Annotated in this window: 19 protein-coding genes; 9 read left to right on the top strand and 10 right to left on the bottom strand. The window is 73.2% G+C overall.

Annotated features, from left to right (window positions below; translation table 11 throughout):
- Positions 1–81 precede the first annotated feature (81 nt).
- Entirely contained in the window at positions 82–681 is a 600-nt protein-coding gene (locus tag BXA10_RS19330) for an NADPH-dependent FMN reductase (RefSeq protein ID WP_076471885.1), read from the bottom strand.
- A gap of 112 nt (positions 682–793) precedes the next feature.
- Between BXA10_RS19330 and BXA10_RS19335 the strand changes: the two genes are divergently transcribed.
- Positions 794–1,633, top strand: coding sequence for a helix-turn-helix domain-containing protein (locus BXA10_RS19335; protein WP_076471807.1), 840 nt, complete (start codon positions 794–796; stop codon positions 1,631–1,633).
- Positions 1,634–1,718: 85 nt separating this feature from the next.
- On the opposite strand, the gene BXA10_RS19340 is transcribed toward BXA10_RS19335, so the two are convergent.
- The gene (locus BXA10_RS19340) at positions 1,719–2,768 is read right to left on the bottom strand and encodes a P1 family peptidase (protein ID WP_084753014.1); all 1,050 of its coding nucleotides are present in this window, start codon (positions 2,766–2,768) and stop codon (positions 1,719–1,721) included.
- 75 nt (positions 2,769–2,843) lie between these two features.
- Here BXA10_RS19340 and BXA10_RS19345 point away from each other — a divergent pair, with 75 nt between their 5' ends.
- Entirely contained in the window at positions 2,844–3,647 is an 804-nt protein-coding gene (locus BXA10_RS19345; RefSeq protein WP_076471887.1) for a class I SAM-dependent methyltransferase, read from the top strand.
- A 70-nt stretch (positions 3,648–3,717) separates the two neighbouring features.
- Here the strand turns inward: BXA10_RS19345 and BXA10_RS19350 are convergent, their stop codons facing one another.
- Complete coding sequence (locus BXA10_RS19350) at positions 3,718–4,551, bottom strand: nitroreductase/quinone reductase family protein (protein WP_076471808.1); 834 nt, start codon at positions 4,549–4,551, stop codon at positions 3,718–3,720.
- 387 nt (positions 4,552–4,938) lie between these two features.
- Between BXA10_RS19350 and BXA10_RS19355 the strand changes: the two genes are divergently transcribed.
- Positions 4,939–5,820 (top strand): hypothetical protein, encoded by an 882-nt coding sequence (locus BXA10_RS19355; protein WP_217696808.1) that lies wholly within the window; start codon positions 4,939–4,941, stop codon positions 5,818–5,820.
- A gap of 156 nt (positions 5,821–5,976) precedes the next feature.
- On the top strand, positions 5,977–6,543 hold the full coding sequence (locus BXA10_RS19360) for a maleylpyruvate isomerase N-terminal domain-containing protein (RefSeq protein WP_076471889.1): 567 nt from the start codon (positions 5,977–5,979) through the stop codon (positions 6,541–6,543).
- Between the two features lie 119 nt (positions 6,544–6,662).
- Here BXA10_RS19360 and abc-f read toward each other — a convergent pair whose 3' ends face one another.
- The 3 genes from abc-f to BXA10_RS19375 all read right to left on the bottom strand — a co-directional run bounded on the left by abc-f (position 6,663) and on the right by BXA10_RS19375 (position 9,650).
- Positions 6,663–8,300 (bottom strand): ribosomal protection-like ABC-F family protein, encoded by a 1,638-nt coding sequence (gene abc-f, locus BXA10_RS19365; RefSeq protein WP_076471809.1) that lies wholly within the window; start codon positions 8,298–8,300, stop codon positions 6,663–6,665.
- A 264-nt stretch (positions 8,301–8,564) separates the two neighbouring features.
- Positions 8,565–9,119, bottom strand: coding sequence for a GNAT family N-acetyltransferase (locus BXA10_RS19370; RefSeq protein WP_076471810.1), 555 nt, complete (start codon positions 9,117–9,119; stop codon positions 8,565–8,567).
- Between the two features lie 51 nt (positions 9,120–9,170).
- The gene (locus BXA10_RS19375; RefSeq protein WP_076471811.1) at positions 9,171–9,650 is read right to left on the bottom strand and encodes a DnaJ family domain-containing protein; all 480 of its coding nucleotides are present in this window, start codon (positions 9,648–9,650) and stop codon (positions 9,171–9,173) included.
- A gap of 194 nt (positions 9,651–9,844) precedes the next feature.
- On the opposite strand from BXA10_RS19375, the gene BXA10_RS19380 reads away from it, so the two are divergent.
- From BXA10_RS19380 to BXA10_RS19395, 4 genes are all read left to right on the top strand, one after another.
- The gene (locus BXA10_RS19380; protein ID WP_076471812.1) at positions 9,845–10,495 is read left to right on the top strand and encodes a LysE family translocator; all 651 of its coding nucleotides are present in this window, start codon (positions 9,845–9,847) and stop codon (positions 10,493–10,495) included.
- Positions 10,496–10,615: 120 nt separating this feature from the next.
- Positions 10,616–11,785, top strand: coding sequence for a coiled-coil domain-containing protein (locus BXA10_RS19385; protein WP_076471813.1), 1,170 nt, complete (start codon positions 10,616–10,618; stop codon positions 11,783–11,785).
- 152 nt (positions 11,786–11,937) lie between these two features.
- Positions 11,938–12,528: a pyridoxamine 5'-phosphate oxidase family protein gene (locus tag BXA10_RS19390; protein WP_076471814.1), complete on the top strand. Its 591-nt coding sequence runs from the start codon at positions 11,938–11,940 to the stop codon at positions 12,526–12,528.
- Between the two features lie 259 nt (positions 12,529–12,787).
- Positions 12,788–13,129: an RNA polymerase-binding protein RbpA gene (locus BXA10_RS19395; protein WP_046564157.1), complete on the top strand. Its 342-nt coding sequence runs from the start codon at positions 12,788–12,790 to the stop codon at positions 13,127–13,129.
- Between the two features lie 62 nt (positions 13,130–13,191).
- Here BXA10_RS19395 and BXA10_RS19400 read toward each other — a convergent pair whose 3' ends face one another.
- From BXA10_RS19400 to BXA10_RS19415, 4 genes are all read right to left on the bottom strand, one after another.
- On the bottom strand, positions 13,192–13,710 hold the full coding sequence (locus tag BXA10_RS19400; protein WP_076471815.1) for an FxsA family protein: 519 nt from the start codon (positions 13,708–13,710) through the stop codon (positions 13,192–13,194).
- Between the two features lie 75 nt (positions 13,711–13,785).
- On the bottom strand, positions 13,786–14,571 hold the full coding sequence (locus BXA10_RS19405; RefSeq protein ID WP_076471816.1) for a polyprenol monophosphomannose synthase: 786 nt from the start codon (positions 14,569–14,571) through the stop codon (positions 13,786–13,788).
- A 38-nt stretch (positions 14,572–14,609) separates the two neighbouring features.
- Entirely contained in the window at positions 14,610–16,226 is a 1,617-nt protein-coding gene (lnt, locus tag BXA10_RS19410) for an apolipoprotein N-acyltransferase (RefSeq protein WP_076471817.1), read from the bottom strand.
- A 52-nt stretch (positions 16,227–16,278) separates the two neighbouring features.
- Positions 16,279–17,853 carry a bifunctional NAD(P)/FAD-dependent oxidoreductase/class I SAM-dependent methyltransferase gene (locus tag BXA10_RS19415; protein ID WP_076471818.1) on the bottom strand — a complete coding sequence of 525 codons (1,575 nt, stop codon included), beginning with the start codon at positions 17,851–17,853 and terminating at the stop codon, positions 16,279–16,281.
- Between the two features lie 75 nt (positions 17,854–17,928).
- Here BXA10_RS19415 and BXA10_RS19420 point away from each other — a divergent pair, with 75 nt between their 5' ends.
- Positions 17,929–18,510, top strand: a complete 582-nt coding sequence (locus BXA10_RS19420) for a helix-turn-helix domain-containing protein (protein ID WP_076471819.1) — start codon at positions 17,929–17,931, stop codon at positions 18,508–18,510.
- The last annotated feature ends 135 nt before the right edge of the window (positions 18,511–18,645 follow it).

Genomic DNA, 18,645 nt, shown 5'->3' on the forward strand with positions numbered 1-18,645 from the left:
ACCGCACGGCTCCGCCGTGCGCGGTCACCCGAGGCGGCTGGGACGTCGCCCAGCCGCCTCGGAACATCAATTGACCAGCAGTCACGCTCCGTCCGGGTACGGCGCGGCGGTCCGGGCGGATCGCAAGGCGTTCGCCCACCAGGCGAGCTGGTCCAGGAGGGTCTTGGCGTACCCGGCCGTCGCGGTGTCGAGCGGCGCGCCGTCCTGCCAGGCGGTGAAGTAGTTCGGGAAGGCCAGTCCGTCACGGATGGTGACCGCGTGCAGTTCGGTGAGGACGTTCTGCAGGTGGAGCACCGCGTGCCGGCCGCCACCCGCGCCGCCGTAGCTGACGAACGCGACCGGCTTGGCGGTCCACTGGGTGAAGTGCCAGTCGATGAGCGCCTTCAACGAGGCCGGGTAGCTGTGGTTGTACTCGGGCGTGACGATGATGAAGGCGTCCGCGTCGGCCAGCTTCGTGGTGATGTCCCGCATGCCTTCGGGCCGGGGGTAGTTCTCGCCGGCGAACTTCGGTGGCACGGCCGGCAGCGACAGCGGAACGTCGGCGTCAGCCAGGTCGACGATGTCGACCTGGAAGCCGCCGTGCGTACGGGCGTGATCCGCCACCCATTCGGCGACAACCGGCCCGAACCTGCCCTCGCGGACGCTGCCGATGATGATCACAAGTTTGTTCATGGCGTTCATGCCGTAAACGGTCGGCCGTTCTCGGCTGTGCAACCAGACCGGGCGCAGGCTGGCCCCCACACGGCCACCCTGCACCCCGCCCGGAGGGTTGATCAGGCCGTACGCTCGGAGCATGGGTACGCCGTTGGGCAACTTCATTCGGGCCAAGCGCGACAGCATCCGGCCGGAGGATCTGGGGCTGCCGGCACACGAGCGGCGACGCGCGCCGGGGCTTCGGCGTTCCGAGTTGGCCACGCGGGCCGGTATCAGCGTCGAGTACCTCACCCGGATCGAGCAGGGCCGCGACCGTAACCCGTCCGACCCCATCGTCAAGGCCCTCGCCGACGCGCTCAGCCTCGACGCGGCCGAACGCACGCATCTGCGCTACCTTGCCAAGATCAGCGGCGGCCTCTGCCCCGCCCGCTCGCGGCCGGTACCACCCGAGCGGACCGTGCGGCCGACCGTCCGCCGGATCCTCGAACTCCTCGAGCCGGGCATCGCCTTCGTCACCAACCGGCTGGGCGACGTGCTCGCCCACACCGACGGGTTCGCCACGGTCATGCTCGACACCGGGCTGCTTGACGCCGAGGAGCCCAACCTCACCAGGTACGTCTTCACACACCCGCAGGCCCAGGCGATCCTCACGAACTGGGATCAGATCGCGGACGAGCAGGTCTTCAACCTGTGGCTCGGGCCCTCGACCGAGAGCTTCGAATGGTTCACGGCGGAGTTCGCACCCGTCGCCGGCGCCGAGTTCACCCGGCGACTCCACCGCCACCTCCCCCCACCTCGGGTGCCGCTCACGATGCATCACCCGCGCGCCCACCAACTCAGCTGGGATCGGGAGACGCTCGAGCTTCCCACCCCGGACGCCCAACAGTTGGTCGTCTGGCTACCCGCCGACGAAGCGACCGCCACGGCGGTCGAGCAACTGCGCCACCGCCCGCGACGCGCCACCCTCCGCGCGGTCTGACCCCGGCGGCGGGTCACGGCGCCGGCGGGGCCGACGATCCCGGTAGCGTCGGTCACCCAGCAGCGCGCTCGACCGCGACCGTACGTCAGCCGGGCACGGTCAGCCAGCCCGCGGCGGCCAATCGGCGCACGGCGGCCTCGTGCGGCACGGCGTGGCTGGTGCGACCGCCCACTCCCCTGGTGGTCGTGGCGGTGAAGACCGAGTTGAGCAACGCCTCCTCGACCGAGTCGAGAACGGCGGTGAAGATCGGGGTGATCTGTGCGTCGGGGATCGTCGGCTGGTCCGGCGCGGCGGTACTGAACGCGATCGCGTAGTCGCCGCTCCCGTTGCTGTACGACGCGCCGACCCGACCCATGGCGAAGATGGCTCGGCGGGCCAGGCGACCGAGTTGCCGAGCGTCCAGGGGTGCGTCGGTGGCCACCACGATCATGCACGAGTTGCCGGGCGGTTCGGTCCGGTCGGCGTCCGGGATCAGTTCGTCCACGGGCAGCGGCACGCCGAGTGCGGTCAGTACGCCGCCGAAGTTGGACTGCGTGAGCGCACCGACGCTCACCGGGCGGTCGAACCCGTCCACCAGCCTGGACGAGGTGCCGATTCCGGCCTTGTAACCCAGGGCGGTGGTGCCGGTCCCGGCTCCGACGCACCCTTCCGCCGGCAGGCCGCCGGCTGCCGAGGTGAGGGCGGCATGCACGTGTTCCTCGGTGATGGGGCGTTGCCGGATGTCCGACAGGTGCCCGTCGTTGGTCTCCCCCACCAGCGGGTTGAACGACACGCCGTCCGGCCGGCGGTCCATCAGGTAGGTCAGCAGCGCGTCCGCGGCCCGGAACACCGACAGGGTGGCCGTCAGGACGATCGGTGACTCCAGGACCCCGAGTTCGTCCACCTGCGTCGAGCCGACCAGCTTCCCAAAACCGTTGCCGCGGTACACGGCGGCCGGCAACGCCCACCGCGGCGGGCCGAGCTGGCTCGGCACGACCGCCGTGACGCCCGTGTGCAGGTCGTGGCCGTCCTCGACGGTGGTGTGCCCGACCAGCACCCCCGGTACGTCGGTGATCGCGTTGTGCCGCCCGGTGGGCAGCGCCCCGACCACGATGCCGAGGTCACGGGTACGGGGACGATGGGCTGGCTGGCTCATACGGCTCCAGGGTGTCGGATGGCGGCGCCGGGAATTCGGTGGTCCGGCGCCGGCGCGCGGTGCACGATCCGCGGGGTGCTGACCCCAGAGATCATGGATTACTACCGGCAGGGCGGCGAACGGGACCGCCTGGCCGCGGGCGCGGGCAGGCTGGAGTTCCTGCGTACGTGGGACGTCCTGACCCGGGTACTGCCAGATCCGCCGGCGGCTGTGCTGGACGTCGGCGGGGCCACCGGCGTGTACGCCGGGCCGCTCGCCCGGGCCGGCTACCAGGTGCACGTCGTCGACCCGGTGCCCGAACACGTGGCGGATGCGGCGGAACGCCCGGGAGTGACCGCCGTACGCGGGGACGCCCGGACCCTCCCCGTCGCCGACCGAAGCGTCGACGCGGTCCTGCTGCTCGGACCGCTGTACCACCTGCCGGTCCGGGCCGAACGCGTCGCCGCGTGGCGGGAGGCCGCCCGCGTCGTACGCCCCGGCGGAGTGGTCGTGGGCGCGACCATCAGCCGGTTCGCGTCGCTGCTCGACGGGTTCGTGTGGGACTACTTCAGCGACGCGCGGTTCCGGCCGTTGGTGGAGCGCGCGTTGGCCGACGGGGTGCACCGCAACACCGACGCCGACCGGACGTGGTTCACCAGCGCCTACTTCCACCACCCCGACGAGCCGGCGGCGGAGGTTTCGGAGGCGGGACTGATCCTGCGGCGGCGCGTCGCCGTCGAGGGGCCGTTGTGGATGATCGGCGCCCGGCTGCCGGAGGTCCTCGCGGATCCGGGCCGGACCGACCTGCTGCTGGAGATGCTGCGTGCGGTGGAGGACGAGCCGAGCCTGTTCGGCGCGAGCAGCCACCTTCTCACCGTCGCGTCCGCCCCGCATCGCTGACGGCCGTGGCTGCTTCGCGGGCCGGGTCCCGTGCCGCCGGAGGGAGACCGGCGGCACGGGACGGATTACGTCAGCCCATCGCGTCGAGCAGCGGCACGAGCTGCTCCTCCTCGTACGCCAGGTGGCGCTCGAGTTCGTCGGTGAGCTGATCCACCTGCCGCCGTACCTCCGCCGGGTCGGCCGCCTGGTCGCCCACCACTGCCTGGAGCTGGTCGACGAGACCCGCCACGCGGACGTGTTCCGCCCGCAGCCGGTTCAGCGTCGGCGCGAGCTGAGGGTGCTGCGCGGCCAGTCCGACGAACAATCCGCCGTCCTCATGCGTGTGGTGGTGGTGCAGTCCCTGGCAGACGGCCAGGCAGTTCACTCGCAGCTGAGCGCCGAGTCGCGGGCCCGTCGTCGCCACCTCGTGGCGGATCAGGGCAAGTTCCCGGCGGAACGCGTCGTGGATCCGGATGAGGGCCGTACCCCACGACGACGCCTCGGGCGGACCACCGCCGGTGCGTTCGAGCGCGACCACCGGAAGGGTGCGGCTGGTCTTCGCCTGGTATGCCGCCCATCCCGGGTCCGCCTCGGCTGCCCGCGCGAACACCTCGTCGCGCTCCGGCCCGCTGAGGACGGTCGCCCGAGCCGGGTAGGTGAAGATGCCGTCTTCGACGGTGACGTGCGGGTCGCCGAGGATGTTGTGGAACCAGTCCGGGTGCCGGGGTGCACCGCCGGCCGAGGCGATGACCAGGATCCGGCCCTTCTCATCGGGCAGGTAGCCCAGCGGTGTGGTGTGCGGCGCGCCGGTGCGTGAACCGGTAGTGGTGAGCAGGATCAGCCGTCCGTTCTCGAACGGGCCACCGACCCGGCCCCCGTTGGCACGGAACTCGGCGATGATCTGGGTGTTGAAGTCGTTGGGCAATGCTCCGCTTTCTTCGATTTGGCGGGTACACGGAGACGCGCATGACGCATCCAGATGACGTATGCGACGCGAGAGTTCGGAGAAGACGGCCGGCCCTGAATGGTTGCGGGAGCCGGGCGCCACACGGCGGCGACGGCCGTGAGTGCGGGTGTAGCCGGCGCAGGCGTGGCATGGCGGGCCGCGGGCCCGCCGCGCGGTCACTGGACGGCCGGGTGCCCTACTCGTTCGTGGCCCAAGGCCGACCCGGCAGTCACGCGGACGACCCTAGTGCCGCAGGGGCGGGCGGGCAACGCGATTGCGCGCCCGCCCCTGGCTTCGCTCGCAACCTCGGCGCCGAGGGACAGCGATCGCCGCCGCACTGCGGTTGCCCGGACGTACAGTGCGGCGATGGACGTCAACCGGATGCCGGGCTGGTACCCGCACCGCGAGCAGACTCGTCCCGGTCTGGCGCCCGGTGCCCGCGGGCCGGTGGGCACCCTGTTCGCGGCGCTGTACGGCGAGCTGACCCCGCACCCGTGGCGGAGCACGGACCACGACGCGTATTCGCTCTTCTACGACCGTTCTCTCGCCATGGGTTGGCTCGACGATGTAGGCGCGGTCGTCCGGCATACCGCCGCAGGCGTCGAGGAGCGGCGGACCGGGGCGGCGGGCCTGTGGGGCATGAACGACGCGGGGCAGGATCATCCGCTCGCCGCACCGGAGCCGGCGCTGGTCGCGTGGTTCCAGGTGGGCGTCGAGCCGGTGGCCGAGGACCGGCCGCTGCCGGTGCAGCCGTTCCTGCGCTGCGCCGGTGACACGGCGGCGCGACTCGGCAGCCTGCAACTGCAGGCGGTGCAGGTGTTGCTGCCCGTCCAGGGCCTCGGCGGCACATCCCGCCCGGCATCGGCACGGATTCCGTCGCTGCGCACCTCCGGCTGGTTCGCTGACGGCGACCCGCGCTCGCGGACTCAGGTGCGGATCATGCTGGACGGCGGCCAGGATCCGTCCGTTCCGGCGGCGGCCCCCGCGTTGCGAGAGTCGATGAACCGGCTTGACCAGAGGGTGTTCGCCTGCGGGTCGTACTCCCTCACCGAGTACGACCCGCTGGCGACGCGCCCCCCGTTCGACGACGGCCTCTGGAACGGCCCGCCGCTGCACCGGGTGAGCTTCCACGGGACGCTCGCCGAGTGGTCGCTGGACGCGATCGGCTGGCTGGGCGGCTTCCTCGCCGACCTGAGCGCGTCGCAGGCAGTCGCGACCCCGCTACTGCTCACCGCCAGTCGCTCGTAGGCCGGACCCGACCGTCCACAAGCTGCTCCTTGCCGGACGTCGCACGCCGCCCCGACCGGCCTATCTGATCAGCGCACCACGCTGAAGAAGGCGCGGAAGTCGGCTGCGTGGGTTTGCGGCACCTCCATCGCGTGCGAAGGTCGGGGCGTGGCGGAACTGAGTGGGAGCGACGTCGTACGGGCGGCCAGCGAGATGGTGCGGACGCTCGACCCGTACACCGACAAGGACTGGGGTGTGCCGGCCGGCGACCTGACGTGGAGCTGCTGGACCACCGCCGCGCACGTCGCCCACGACCTGCTGGCGTACGCCGGGCAGGTCAGCGGCCGGCCCGCGGACGGCTACCTGCCGTTCGACCTGCGGGTCACCCCCAGCGCGAGCCCACGCGAGGTGCTGACGGTGGTCACCGCCTGTGCCGGCCTGCTCGCCGCGACCATCGACACCGCCGACCCGGGCACCCGGGCCTGGCACTACGGGCCGTGCGACCCGGGCGGGTTCGCCGCCATGGGCGTGACCGAGACGCTGCTGCACACCTGGGACATCACCACCGGTCTCGAGGTGCGGTGGGAACCGCCCACCGACCTGTGCGCCGCCGTCATCGACCGGCTCTTCCCGGACGCGCCCAGCGGCCCACCGCCCCAGGTGCTGCGTTGGCTGACCGGCCGGGGCGAGTTGCCCGGCCGGTCCCGGCGCACCTCCTGGAGCTGGCGGGCCGCCCTCGACTGAGCCGGCCAGTATCGCCGGGCGACCGGCCGAGCCGTCCGCCCACCGGGTACTGCTCCCGGCCGGCGTGGCCGGAAGCAGCACCGGACGGCGAGACGGCAGGTGACTGGCCGAGAGCTACGTCAGACCTGCTCGGGCGGGCCGGTCTCCTGCAGCCGGCCGTCGTCGAGGCGCAGCCAGCGGTTCACCGCGATCTCCCGCAGGAACCGGTCGTCGTGACTGACCACCACGAACGCGCCCCGGTACGCACAGAGCGCGTTCTCCAGCTGGGCGACGCTCACCAGGTCGAGGTTGTTGGTGGGCTCGTCCAGCAGCAGCAGCTGCGGCGCCGGCTCGGCGAACAGCACGCACGCCAGGGTGGCGCGTAGCCGCTCGCCGCCGGAGAGCACCCCGACGGGCAGGTGCGTGCGGGGCCCGCGGAACAGGAACCGCGCCAGCAGGTGCATGCGCTGCGCCTCGGGCAGGGCCGGGGCGTACGCGGCCAGGTTCTCCAGCACGGTGCGGTCGAGGTCCAGCAGGTCCAGCCGCTGCGACAGGTACGCGACGCGTCCCTCGGCGTGCCGGATCCGGCCGCCCTCCGGTGTCAGGTCGCCGTTCATCAGCCGCAGCAGTGTGGATTTGCCGGCGCCGTTACGGCCGGACAGGGCGATCCGTTCCGGACCGCGAATGATCAGGTCGACGCCGTCGCCGCCGAAGACAGCCCGGTCACCGAGGCGCACCTGGATGTCCTCGCCCTCGAAGATCGTGCGGCCGGCCGGTACGGCGGTGTCCGGCAGCTCGATGGCGATCTTCTGCTCGTCGCGCAGGGCACGGCTGGCCTCGTCGAGCCTGGCGCGGGCCTCGCTGACCCGGGAGGCGTGCACCTCGTTCGACCGGCCGGCGGACTCCTGGGCGCTGCGCTTCAACCCACCGGCGACGATCCGGGCCAGTCCGGCGTTGCCGAGGTTGCGGTTGGCGTTGCTGGCCCGTCGGGCGGCCCGCTCCCGAGCCTGCTGCATCTCCCGTTTCTCCCGTTTGACCTCCTGCTCGGCGTTGCGCACGTTCTTCTCGGCGACCTCCCGGGCCGCGCGCACCGCCTCGGAGTACGCGGTGAAGTTGCCCCCGTACAGGCGCAGTTCGCCCCGGTCGAGTTCGGCGATGCGGTCCATCCGGTCCAGCAACGCCCGGTCGTGGCTGACCAGCAGCAGGGTGCCGTGCCAGTCGTCGAGCACCTCGTACAGCCGCCGTCGGGCGTCGACGTCGAGGTTGTTGGTGGGCTCGTCGAGCAGCAGCACGTCGGGCCGTTTCAGTAGCTGCGCGGCGAGGCCGAGGGAGATGACCTGACCGCCGCTGAGGGTGTGCAGGCGTCGGTGCAGCGACACGTCACCGAGGCCGAGCCGATCCAGTTCGGCGCGGGTTCGTTCCTCGATGTCCCAGTCGTTGCCGATGGTGGTGAAGTGTTCCTCGCTGGTGTCGCCGGACTCGATGGCGTGCAGGGCCTCGATCAGCGCGGCGACCCCGAGCACCTCGGCCACGGTCAGGTCGGCGGCCAGCGGCAGGGTCTGCGGCAGGTAGCCGAGCACTCCGTCGACGGACACGCTGCCGCCGGTGGGCTGGTACTCGCCGGCGATCAGCTTGAGCAGGGTGCTCTTGCCTGCACCGTTGGGCGCGACGAGCCCCGTTCGGCCCTCGCCGACGGTGAAGGAGAGTTCCTCGAACACCGGGGTGTCGTCCGGCCACGAGAAGGAGAGGTTGGAACAGATGATGGATGCGCTGGACATGGGTGGACCTCGGAAGGCTGGCGGGCGCGCCGCGGGCGCTGCCCGGGAGGCGAATCAGGAAGACGACGGCTAGGCCACGACGCCGGCGCTTACCCGCGCCGCCGGTGGCCACTCACTGTCCGGTATCACCCGGAGATGTCGTCTTCGCCCACCATGTCTGGTCTCCCTGGTATCGGTCACTCGCCGGGCAACGGTAACAGGCACCGAATCCACGGCAAGTCAATTTCAAGATCTCATCGTCGGTGGCGGCAGGGGCGCCGAGGCTCATCCGACCGCAGTGGCGTGGCGTACGTGCCGGTGCCCGTCGCGTGGGAACGGTGGCCGGGCCGGCAGCACCTCGACGAACCCGAATCCGGCCTTCTCGGCGACCCGGCAGGAGGCGGGGTTGTCGATCTGGTGCAGCAGGTCCAGCCGGGTCAGCCCGGCGAAGTGCGCGAACGCCCAGCGGCTGACCGCGTCGACGGCGCGGCCCGCCACGCCACGTCCGCGGGCCGGCGCGGCCGTCCAGTAGCCCACCTCGGCGTCCGGTCGGCCCGGCGCGACCTTCTTGAGCACCACGTTCGCCACCAGCCGGTCCCCGCCGTGCGGGTCCGGCTCACACACGGCGAACGCGAACCGTACGCCGGCCTGCCAGTCCTCGCGTACCTCGTCGACGAAGCGGCGCGCGTCTGCGGTGCTGCGCACCGGGAACCGGGTGCGGCTGCGCAGCACCGGGTCCTGGTGCGCCACGATCAGCGCGTCCTGGTCGTCGTCGCGCCAGGGACGCAGGAGCAGTTCCGGCGCGGATGCGGTCGCGGGGGCGCGCAGGATGATCGGCACAGGTTCATTCTGCGCGGTCGAACGGTCGACCGGGTACCCCGGTTGCCGCCGTCAGGCGGCTGAGCGGCGACGCCACGGCCGCCAGCCCCGCCGGGGCGCACGGTCGTCGTCGGCCACGGTCGACGGCGCGGGTGAGGCCATGGCGCTGCGGCGGTCGTCGCGCCAGCGGCGGACCACCTCGTCGACGTTGACCGGGCGCACCACGACCCGCGGGCCGGTCGGCAGCCGCAGCCAGGCGATGATGTCGGCGTTCAGCAGGGCGCAGAAGTCGCGTACGGCCTGCTCGGTGGGCAGGTCACGCACCTCGTCGGGCACCTGCTCGACCCGCCGGCGCAGTTGCAGCGGCGTGGGGAGCAGCAGATCGCTGGGGAGCTTCTCCCGCCGCATGAAGCTCTTGATCCACCACGATTCGTCGTACGGCAGGTTCCGGCCCGGGATCGGCTTGCCCGCACCCGGCAGGTTGTCGAACTCGCCGCGCTCCTGTGCCGAGCGGATCTCCGCCTCGACCGCCGCTTCCCAGATGTTCGTCATCCGACCTCCTCCCCGGCCCACCGTAACGCGCCGCCCCGTGGGGGCGGCCCGGTAGTCAAAGCGTCCGAGCCGGCGCCACGCATTCCCGCCCCGGGCCGGGCGACGGCAGGCCACCGCCGGTCCGGCCGCATTCCCCCGACCGGTAACGGGACCGTAGAGTCCAATTGTTGGTCAGTGACAGAGAGGTGCGGTCAATGGTGGATACGGGTGCGCTGGTGGGGATATCCCTCGTGGCGATCGGCATCGTGCTCACGCCCGGCCCGAACATGGTCTACCTGGTGTCCCGTTCGGTGACCCAGGGCCGACGGGCCGGTTTCATCTCGCTGCTCGGCGTCGCCGCCGGGTTCGGGGTCTACCTGGTGGCCGCGGTCGCCGGGCTGGCCACCGTGTTCGTGCTGGTGCCGGCGCTGTACACGGCGGTGAAGCTGGCCGGCGCGGCGTACCTGCTCTGGCTGGCCTGGCGGACGCTGCGGCCCGGCGGTAGTTCGCCGTTCACGCCGGCGCCGCTGCCGGCGGAACGGCCGCGACGGCTGTTCACCATGGGGCTGGTGACCAACCTGCTCAACCCGAAGATCGCAATCCTCTACGTGTCGCTGCTGCCGCAGTTCCTGGAGCCACAGCGCGGGCACGTCGCCCTGCAGAGTCTGCTGCTGGGCCTGACCCAGGTCAGCATCGCCGTGGCCGTGAACGGGCTGATCGTGCTGACCGCCGGCACGCTCGCCGGGTTCTTCGCCCGCCGGCCGCTGTGGCTGCGCGTGCAGCGCTGGGTGATGGGCAGTGTGCTGGGCGCGCTCGCCGTGCGCATCGCCGCCGACCGGTCCCGCGCCGCCGTGGCCACCCCCTGAACGGTTGCTGATCTCGCGCCGGCGTCGCGATGCCCTTGAACAGCTGCTGCGCCGACGGCCGCTGGCCCGGGAGCACGTGAGGTCGGGCGGCGGGGGCCGGCGCACTAGACTTCGCCCTCGATGGACGCCCAGCCCGCCCCCGACCTTCGCCCCTGCGCCCACTGTGGACGCCCAGTGCCGCAGCGCGCCGGCGCCGGGCGGCCGTTCCGGTACTGCCGCGACAACGACGGCGCCTGTCAGCGGGCCTCGCGCAACAGCCGCATGCGGCACCGTAACGCGCCCGGCCTGCCCGGTCAGGTGGCCCGGACGTGGGAGGCGGTGGACCGCCTCGACCAGATCGTCGAGACGCTGACCGAGGCGCTGCACGCCGAACTCTCCCCCGTCGGGGTGGAGCGGCAGCTCGCCCAGGCCCGCGCCGAGGCGGCGACCGAGATCGCCGCCGCGCAGACCGAACGGGACGAGGCACGCCGCGAGGTCGAGGACGCCGCCGCGGCGGTCGCGCAGGCCCGTGAGCAGGCGCGGACCGCGGCCACCGAGCGAGACACGGCCCAGGCCGACGCCGCCCGCAGCGCCGAGCGGGCCGACCGGGACGCCGAGCAGGCGCGGCAGGCCGAAGCGGCCCGGGACGAGGCCCGTCGCGCGGCCACCGCGGCGGAGGCGCTGCGGGTACAGGCCGAACGGGACCGGGAGGCGGCGCGGCAGGAACTGCGTACGGTGCGCGCGGAACGCGACACCGAACGGGGCCGGGTCGCCGACCTGACCGCGGAGCGGGACACCGCCCGCGCCGACGCTGACCGGGCCACCCGCGACGCCGGTGAGGCGCACGAACGCGCGCAACGGTGGCAGGCCGAGGTGGAGGACGTACGCCGGCAGGTCGAGCAGGCCCGCGCCGACGCCGCCCGGGCCCGCGCCGGCGCCGCCGATGCCGTCCGGGCCCGCGAGGAGGCCGACCGGGCCCGGGACCGGGCGGAGACCGCCGCCCGGCAGGCCGAGGCCGTCCGCCTGGAAGCGGACGCCACGGCCGGTCACCTGCGCTCCGAGCTGACGGCCGCCGCCGCGCGCGCCGGCACGCTCGCCGACGAGCTGGCCGCCGCGCGGCGGGCCGCGGCCACCGCCGAGGGCCGGCTCACCGAGCTGACCGTACGACTGCACGCCGCCGAGGCCGACCGGGACTCCGCCCAGCAGCGGGTGGCCCAACTCGCCGGTCAGGTCAGCGATCTGGCCGCGGCGCTGGCCCGCCTCGGTTCGGGTGCCGCGTCAGCCGCAGGCCCCGACGTCGCGGCGCGCTGAGCCCGACCACCGGCGACGCTGAGCCCGGCCCATCGGGACGTGCCCGCCACTCAGCGCGGCGAGGAATCGTCCCGGCCGGTGCCGCGGCACCGGCCGATCCGCAGGTTGGGACGCGGCGGCCACGCGTCACCCCCGCGTGGGAGGCTTCCCAGGTGGGCAAGACGCATGAGCGGATCGAGGGACGGCTGCGGTCGTTCATCGAGTCCCAGCCGATGTTCTTCACCGCCACCGCGCCGCTGGCCGGCGACGGCACCATCAACCTGTCCCCCAAGGGCCTGCGCGGCTCGTGGGCGGTGCTCGACGAGCAGACCGTCGCATACCTGGACTTCGCCGGCAGCAACGCCGAGACGGTCGCGCACCTGCGGGAGAACGGCCGGATCACGCTCATGTGGTGCGCGTTCCAGGGGCCGCCGAACATCGTCCGGGTGCACGGGCGGGGCGAACCGGTGTTCCGCGACGACCCGCGCTGGCGGGAGCTGATCGGCCATTTCCCCGACATCGACCCGAGCCCGCACGGGCTGCGGGCCATCATCGTGGTGCGGGCCGAGCTGATCCGGGACACCTGCGGCTACGCGGTGCCGTTCATGACCTACGACGGTGACCGTGACCTGCACGGCAGGCGGTTCGCCCGGGAGGACGACGCGTCGTTGAGCGACTACTTCGCCGGCAAGCAGCACATCGCCAGCAGCATCGACGGGCTGCCCGGCCTGCCGTTGCCGCTGCCTTCGACACCAGCGGCGTGACGGGGGGCTCACCTGCCGGATGACGCGGGTTGCGCCCGCCGGCGCAACCTGCGTGCCGCCGCAGCGGTTAACATCGCCGGGACAGTCACAGCTTCATCATCGCGGTTCGGCCGGGGCGACCTCGCCGGACCGCTGTGACGGCCAGCTACCCTTGTCCAGGCTCGGCCGTGGGCGCTGCGCGCCCTTTCGGCGGGAATGGGCTGGCAGGCCCGGACCGTTACACGAGAAGACCAGCACCACGAACGAGGGGAAGTCGATCATGGGCGAGCGTATGCTGCGCGGAAGCCGCCTTGGCGCGGTGAGCTACGAGTCCGACCGCAACACCGAGCTCGCGCCACGGCAGACCCGCGAGTACCTGTGCGCCAAGGGCCACCAGTTCGAGGTGCCGTTCGCCGTCGACGCCGAGGTCCCGACGACCTGGGAGTGCAAGTTCGACGGCAGCGTCGCCCGGCTGGTCGATGGCAGCGAGCCGGAGCAGAAGAAGGCGAAGCCGCCGCGTACCCACTGGGACATGCTGCTGGAGCGGCGCTCGATCGCCGAGCTTGAGGACATCCTCGCCGAGCGGCTCCAGGAGGTCCGGACCCGACGCGGCCGGGCCTGACGAACAGCGAACACGAAGAAGGGCGGCGCCCCCCGCGGGGGGCGCCGCCCTTCTTCGCACGTTCAACGCTCGACGATCTCACCCTCGATCGCCCGGCCCTCGTCGACCAGCACGGGCTGCTCATCGGGCGTGGGGCGAGGCGGTGGCTGGGGCTCACCTCGACGCACCCGCACCCGGCGCGGCCCGAACAGGTCACCGGCGACCATCGACGACACCCGCCGCTCCGCGCCCCGCTGCACACCGGCACGGGCCAGCGCACGCACCGGCGGCACCAGCAGCAGCAGTCCGGCGACGCCGCTGACGAGCCCGGGAACCGCCAGCAACAGCGACCCCAGCAAACCCACCAGCCCGTCGGTCACCTGCCGTCCCGGTGGCTGCCCGGCCTGCGCGGCGGCGCGGAAACCCCGCCAGGCGCGCATTCCCTCGCGACGCAGCAGCACCAGCCCCAGCAGCGACACCGCGAACACCAGCAGCACCGCCACCCCGAACCCGACGGCCCGCCCCACCAGGACGAACACCGCCAGCTCGATCGCCACCGCGCCCAGCAGGGCCAGTGGTACGAACCTCAGTCCTCGGCGCATCTCACCCCATCGGTCGTCCCGCGGCGCCCTTGGCGCCGGGCGCCCCCGTCCAGCATGACACGCCGGGGCTCAACGTCACGACGCTCGACCCGTGCCACGCCGCCACGCCCGTCCGCGGTCCTGAACGGCCCAGCTGGTGATCCGCCACAGCGCCTCGGCCACGATCAGCGCGTTCATCTTGCTGCTGCCGTGCTCCCGCTCGGCGAAGGTGATCGGCACCTCGACGATCCGCATGCCCGCCCGGTGCGCCAGACGGGACAGCTCCACCTGGAACGAGTAGCCCTGCGAGCAGACCGACGACAGGTCCATCGCGTCCAACGCGCCGCGCCGGTAGACGCGGTAGCCGCCGGTGGCGTCGGAGACCGGCATGCCCAGCGCCAGCCGCGCGTACAGGTTGCCGCAGCGGGACAACGCGAGCCGCCGCAGCGGCCAGTTCACCACCCGGGCGCCCCTGGTCCACCGCGACCCGATCACCACGTCGGCGTCGCGGGCGGCGGCCAGCAGCGCCGGCAGGTCCTCGGGGGCGTGTGACCCGTCGGCGTCCATCTCCACCACCGCGTCGTAGCCGCGTTCCCGTGCCCACTCGAAACCGGCCAGGTAGGCCGCGCCCAGCCCTTCCTTGCCCTTTCGGTGCAGCACGTGCACCCGCGGGTCGGTGGCGGCGAGCGCGTCGGCGATCACCCCGGTGCCGTCGGGACTGTTGTCGTCGGCGACGAGAATTTCCACCGCGGGTGTTTCCTGTCGTACCCGGCCCACGATGTCACTGACATTGTCGGCCTCGTTGTAGGTGGGGATCACCACCAGCACCCTGCCGACGCCGTTGACGCCTGCGCGACGTGTCGGGTCGGTCGCCTCGCTCACGGTCCCCCCTCCGCTCCCCGCCGGCGTACCGGCTGGGCCTATCCGGGCCCGACGCGCTGCCGGCGGCGCAATACCGCCGCCGCGGCCAGGCCGGCCACGGCCAGGCCGGCCAACACCACCTCCGGCCACAGTCCCACCCGGGTGGCCAGCGTGCGCCCGTCGGTAAGAGCCAGTTGCCGCACGACCACCTCACGGGTGTTGAACCCGGTGGCGTCGCTTACCCGCCCGTCTGGGGCGACGAACCCGGACACCCCGACCGTGGAGGCCATCAGGGCCGGCCGGCCGTGCTCCACCGCCCGCAACTGCACCATGGCCAACTGCTGGCGGGCCTCAGCCGCGTCGAAGGTGGCGTTGTTGGTCTGCACCACGAGCAACTGCGCGCCGCCGGTGACGGTGTCCCGGACCACCTCGTCGTACGCCACCTCGAAGCAGATCACGTCGCCGAGCAGCACCTTGCCGGCCCGCACGACGCCCGGGGTACTCCCCGCGACGAAATCGGTACGTACCCGGTCGACCTGCTTGCTGACCATGCGGGCGATGTTCCGCAGCGGCACGTACTCGGCGAACGGCACCGGGTGCCGCTTCACGTACAGCTGGTCCAGATCGGGGCCGCTGCCGGGGCGCCACAGGATGCCGGCGTTGCGGACCTGCCCGGCGTTGGGGCCGAGCAGCACCGCGCCGACCAGGATCGGCGCGCCGATCGTGTCGGCGGCCTGGGAGATCCGCGCCCCGGCGGTCGGGTTGCGCAGCGGATCGATGTCGCTGGCGTTCTCCGGCCACACCACCAGATCCGGGTGCGGCCGCGTACCGGCGGCGACCTGGCCGGCCAGCTCCAGGGTGGCGTCGACGTGGTTGTTGAGCACCGCCTGCCGTTGGGCGTTGAAGTCCAGACCCAGGCGCGGCACGTTGCCCTGCACGATCGCCACGGTGACCGTCGCGCCGCCGCCGGCGCGTCCCACCGGCACCAGCAGTCCCGCCGTGCACAGCAGCACCGCCCCGGCGGTCAGCCCGGCCACCGGCAGCCACCACCGGGTCTGCCGCCACCGGCCGACGTCCCACCGCCGCCACCCGGCGGCCAGCAGCAGCCCACCGGTTGTGGCGACGGCGAACGTCACCAGCGGGGCGCCGCCGAGCGCGGCCACCCGCAGCAGCGGCGAGTCGCCCTGGCTGAACGCCAGCCGCCCCCACGGGAATCCACCGAACGGCGTGCGGTCCCGCAGCGCCTCCTGCCCCACCCAGAGCACCCCGGTCAGCGGCGCCCAGCACCACCGGACCCGGTCGACCAGCGGCGACACCCAGGCCGTGGCGGCGCCGAGCAGCGCCAGATAGCCGGCCTGAAGCAGCGACAGCAGCACCCACGGCAGCAGACCGGTGTGCAGGTTCGTCCAGGCCAGCAGCGGCGCGAAGAACGCCACCCCGGTCAGGAAACCCAGACCGGCGCCGGCGCGCAGCCGCCGCCGGTGCGTCGCGGCGGCCAGCAACGCCACCCCGACCGGCGCCAGCGGCCACACCCCGTACGGGGGGAACGCCACCAGCAGCGCCAGACCCGCCGCGACCGCCACCGGCACCGCGACCGCGAGCGGCAGCGGACGCGGGGCGGCCGGGCGCGGCTGCGCCGCGTCGGTTCGCTTCTCGTCCGGGTCGACGGTCGTCACGGGCGCCTCAGCACGATCACGGTGCTGAAGGCTACCCGGCCGGGTAGGCCCGTCACGAACGGCGGCGGGCCACGAGAACGGCGTCGTGGATGGTGACCTCCCGTCCCTGCGGGTCCACCGCCGTACGGGGCCGCGCCTCGGCCCGCACGTCCCACCCGGTCGGGTCGAGCGCCGCAGCGAGTTCCTCGGCGGTGTACATCATCTCCGGCAGGTGCATCCGGTTGATGCTGGTGCGCAGGTCCCACGGGTGGTGCCCGACGATCAGCAGGGTGCCGCCCGCGGCGACGGCAGCGGCCAGCCGGGCGAACAGGACGTCGCGTTCGTTGCCGGGCAGGTGCATGAACTGGGCGTTCACCAGGTCGTAGCCGACCTCGGCGGGTGGCTGCTCCCGCACGTCTGCGTGGATCCACTCGATGCGGTCGGCGACGCCGGCGTCGCCGGCGTGCGTGGCGGCCCGTTCCAGCGCGACCCGGGAGATGTCCACGGCGGTGACCCGCCAGCCCCGCCGGGCCAGCCACACCGCGTCGGCGCCCTCGCCGCTGCCCACGTCCAGCGCCCGGCCCGGGGTCAAGGCGGTGGCCTCGGCCACCAGCTGCGGGTTGGGTCGTCCGCTCCACACCGACGGCCGGGACGCGTAGCGCTGCTCCCACGCCTGCTCGGTGAACATGGTCGCGACGCGGTGCCGGCGTTCCCGCACGGCCTCGCGGGTGTCCTCCGCCACCAGGTCCGCGTTGATCGCCGCGCCGGCGGTCAGGCCGGCGGCCGCGGCGCTGATCACCTGGGCGCGTAGGTCGGCGACGTTGCCGGCCACCCACACCCCCGGCACGGTGGTGGCGCCGGTCGCGTCGGCGGGGATCTGGGTGCCGAACACGTGCCCGCCCAGCTCCACCTCGACAGGGGTGAGGCCGAGCTCGGCGAGCAGCCCCGCGCGGGCGGTGAATCGGGGCGCCACCACCAGCGCGTCGAGGTCGACGACAGCCCCGTCGGCCAGCCGCACCCCGGTGAGCGCGTCACCGGCCACCACCAGCTCCTCGACGGGGCCGTCCACGACGGTGATCTCCCGGGCGGCGAGCTGTTCCAGCTCGTCGCCGCTCGGCTGTGGCGCGCCGTGGATCAGCAGCAGCACGTGCGGGCTCCACTGCCGCCACAGCAGCGCCTGCTGCACGCCGGTCGGGCTGGTGGCGAGGACCCCGATCCGCCGGTCGCGGGTCTCCCACCCGTGGCAGTACGGGCAGTGCAGCACGTCCCGCCCCCACCGCTTCGCCAGGCCGGGCACGTCGGGCAGTTCGTCGACCAGCCCGGTGGTGACCAGCAGCCGCCGGGCGCGCACCTGCGTCGCGTCGTCGAGGGTGAGGGTGAACCCGGCGTCGTCGCGGGCGGCGACCTCGACCCGGCCGCGGACGATCCGAGCGCCGTAGCCGGTGACCTCCGCCCGCCCGGCGGCCAGCAGCTCACCCGGCGGGGTGCCCTCCCGGGTCAGGAAGTTGTGCACACCGTCGGCGGGGGCGTTGCGCGGCTCGCCGGCGTCCACCACCAGCACCGAGCGGCGCGCCCGGGCCAGGGCGAGCGCCCCGGCGAGTCCGGCCGCGCCGCCGCCGACCACCACCACGTCGTACCTGTCGCCCACCTGGCACCTCCTGGTCGTCTCCGTCGCGACCCACGGTGCCCGCCCACCGGACGGCCGACAAGTATTCTTGCCGTTATGGCAAACGACGAGGTGTTGCTCGCCGAGGTCGGCCCACGGCTGCGGGCGCTACGCAAGCAGCGCGGCACCACGTTGAGTCAGCTCGCCGAGGCCACCGGCATCTCGGTGAGTACCCTGTCGCGACTGGAGTCCGGCGGCCGTCGCCCCACTCTGGAACTGCTGCTGCCGCTGGCCCGCGCCCACCAGGTGCCCCTCGACGAACTCGTCGGCGCACCCCACGTCGGCGACCCACGCGTACAGGCCCGCCCGATCGTGCGCCACGGCATGACGTTCCTGCCATTGACCCGCCGCCCCGGCGGACCGCAGGCGTTCAAGCAGATCCTGCCGCCAGGCACCCCCACCGGCGACCCCGGACAGCAGACCCACGAGGGCTACGAGTGGCTCTACGTGCTCTCCGGCCGGCTCCGGTTGCTGCTCGGCGACCACGACCTGATCCTCACCCCGGGGGAGGTGGCCGAGTTCGACACCCGGCTGCCGCACCGGCTGCTCAACCCGGGCCCCGACACCGCCGAGGTCATCAACCTCTTCGGCCCGCAGGGGGAACGCCTGCACGTACGGGCCCGTCCCCACGCCCGCTGACACCGCCGCCGGCGGCCGGAAACGAAAATCGGGGCGCGGCCAGCGCCGCGCCCCGATGCTCCCAGGCCCTTCCCGGCCGGTGGGGCAAGAATGCGGCACGCCGACCTTCGGACCGACCAGACGCGGACTGGCTGC

It is taken from the genome of Micromonospora avicenniae, assembly GCF_900156065.1.
In the GTDB taxonomy this organism is placed as follows: Bacteria; Actinomycetota; Actinomycetes; order Mycobacteriales; family Micromonosporaceae; genus Micromonospora; species Micromonospora avicenniae.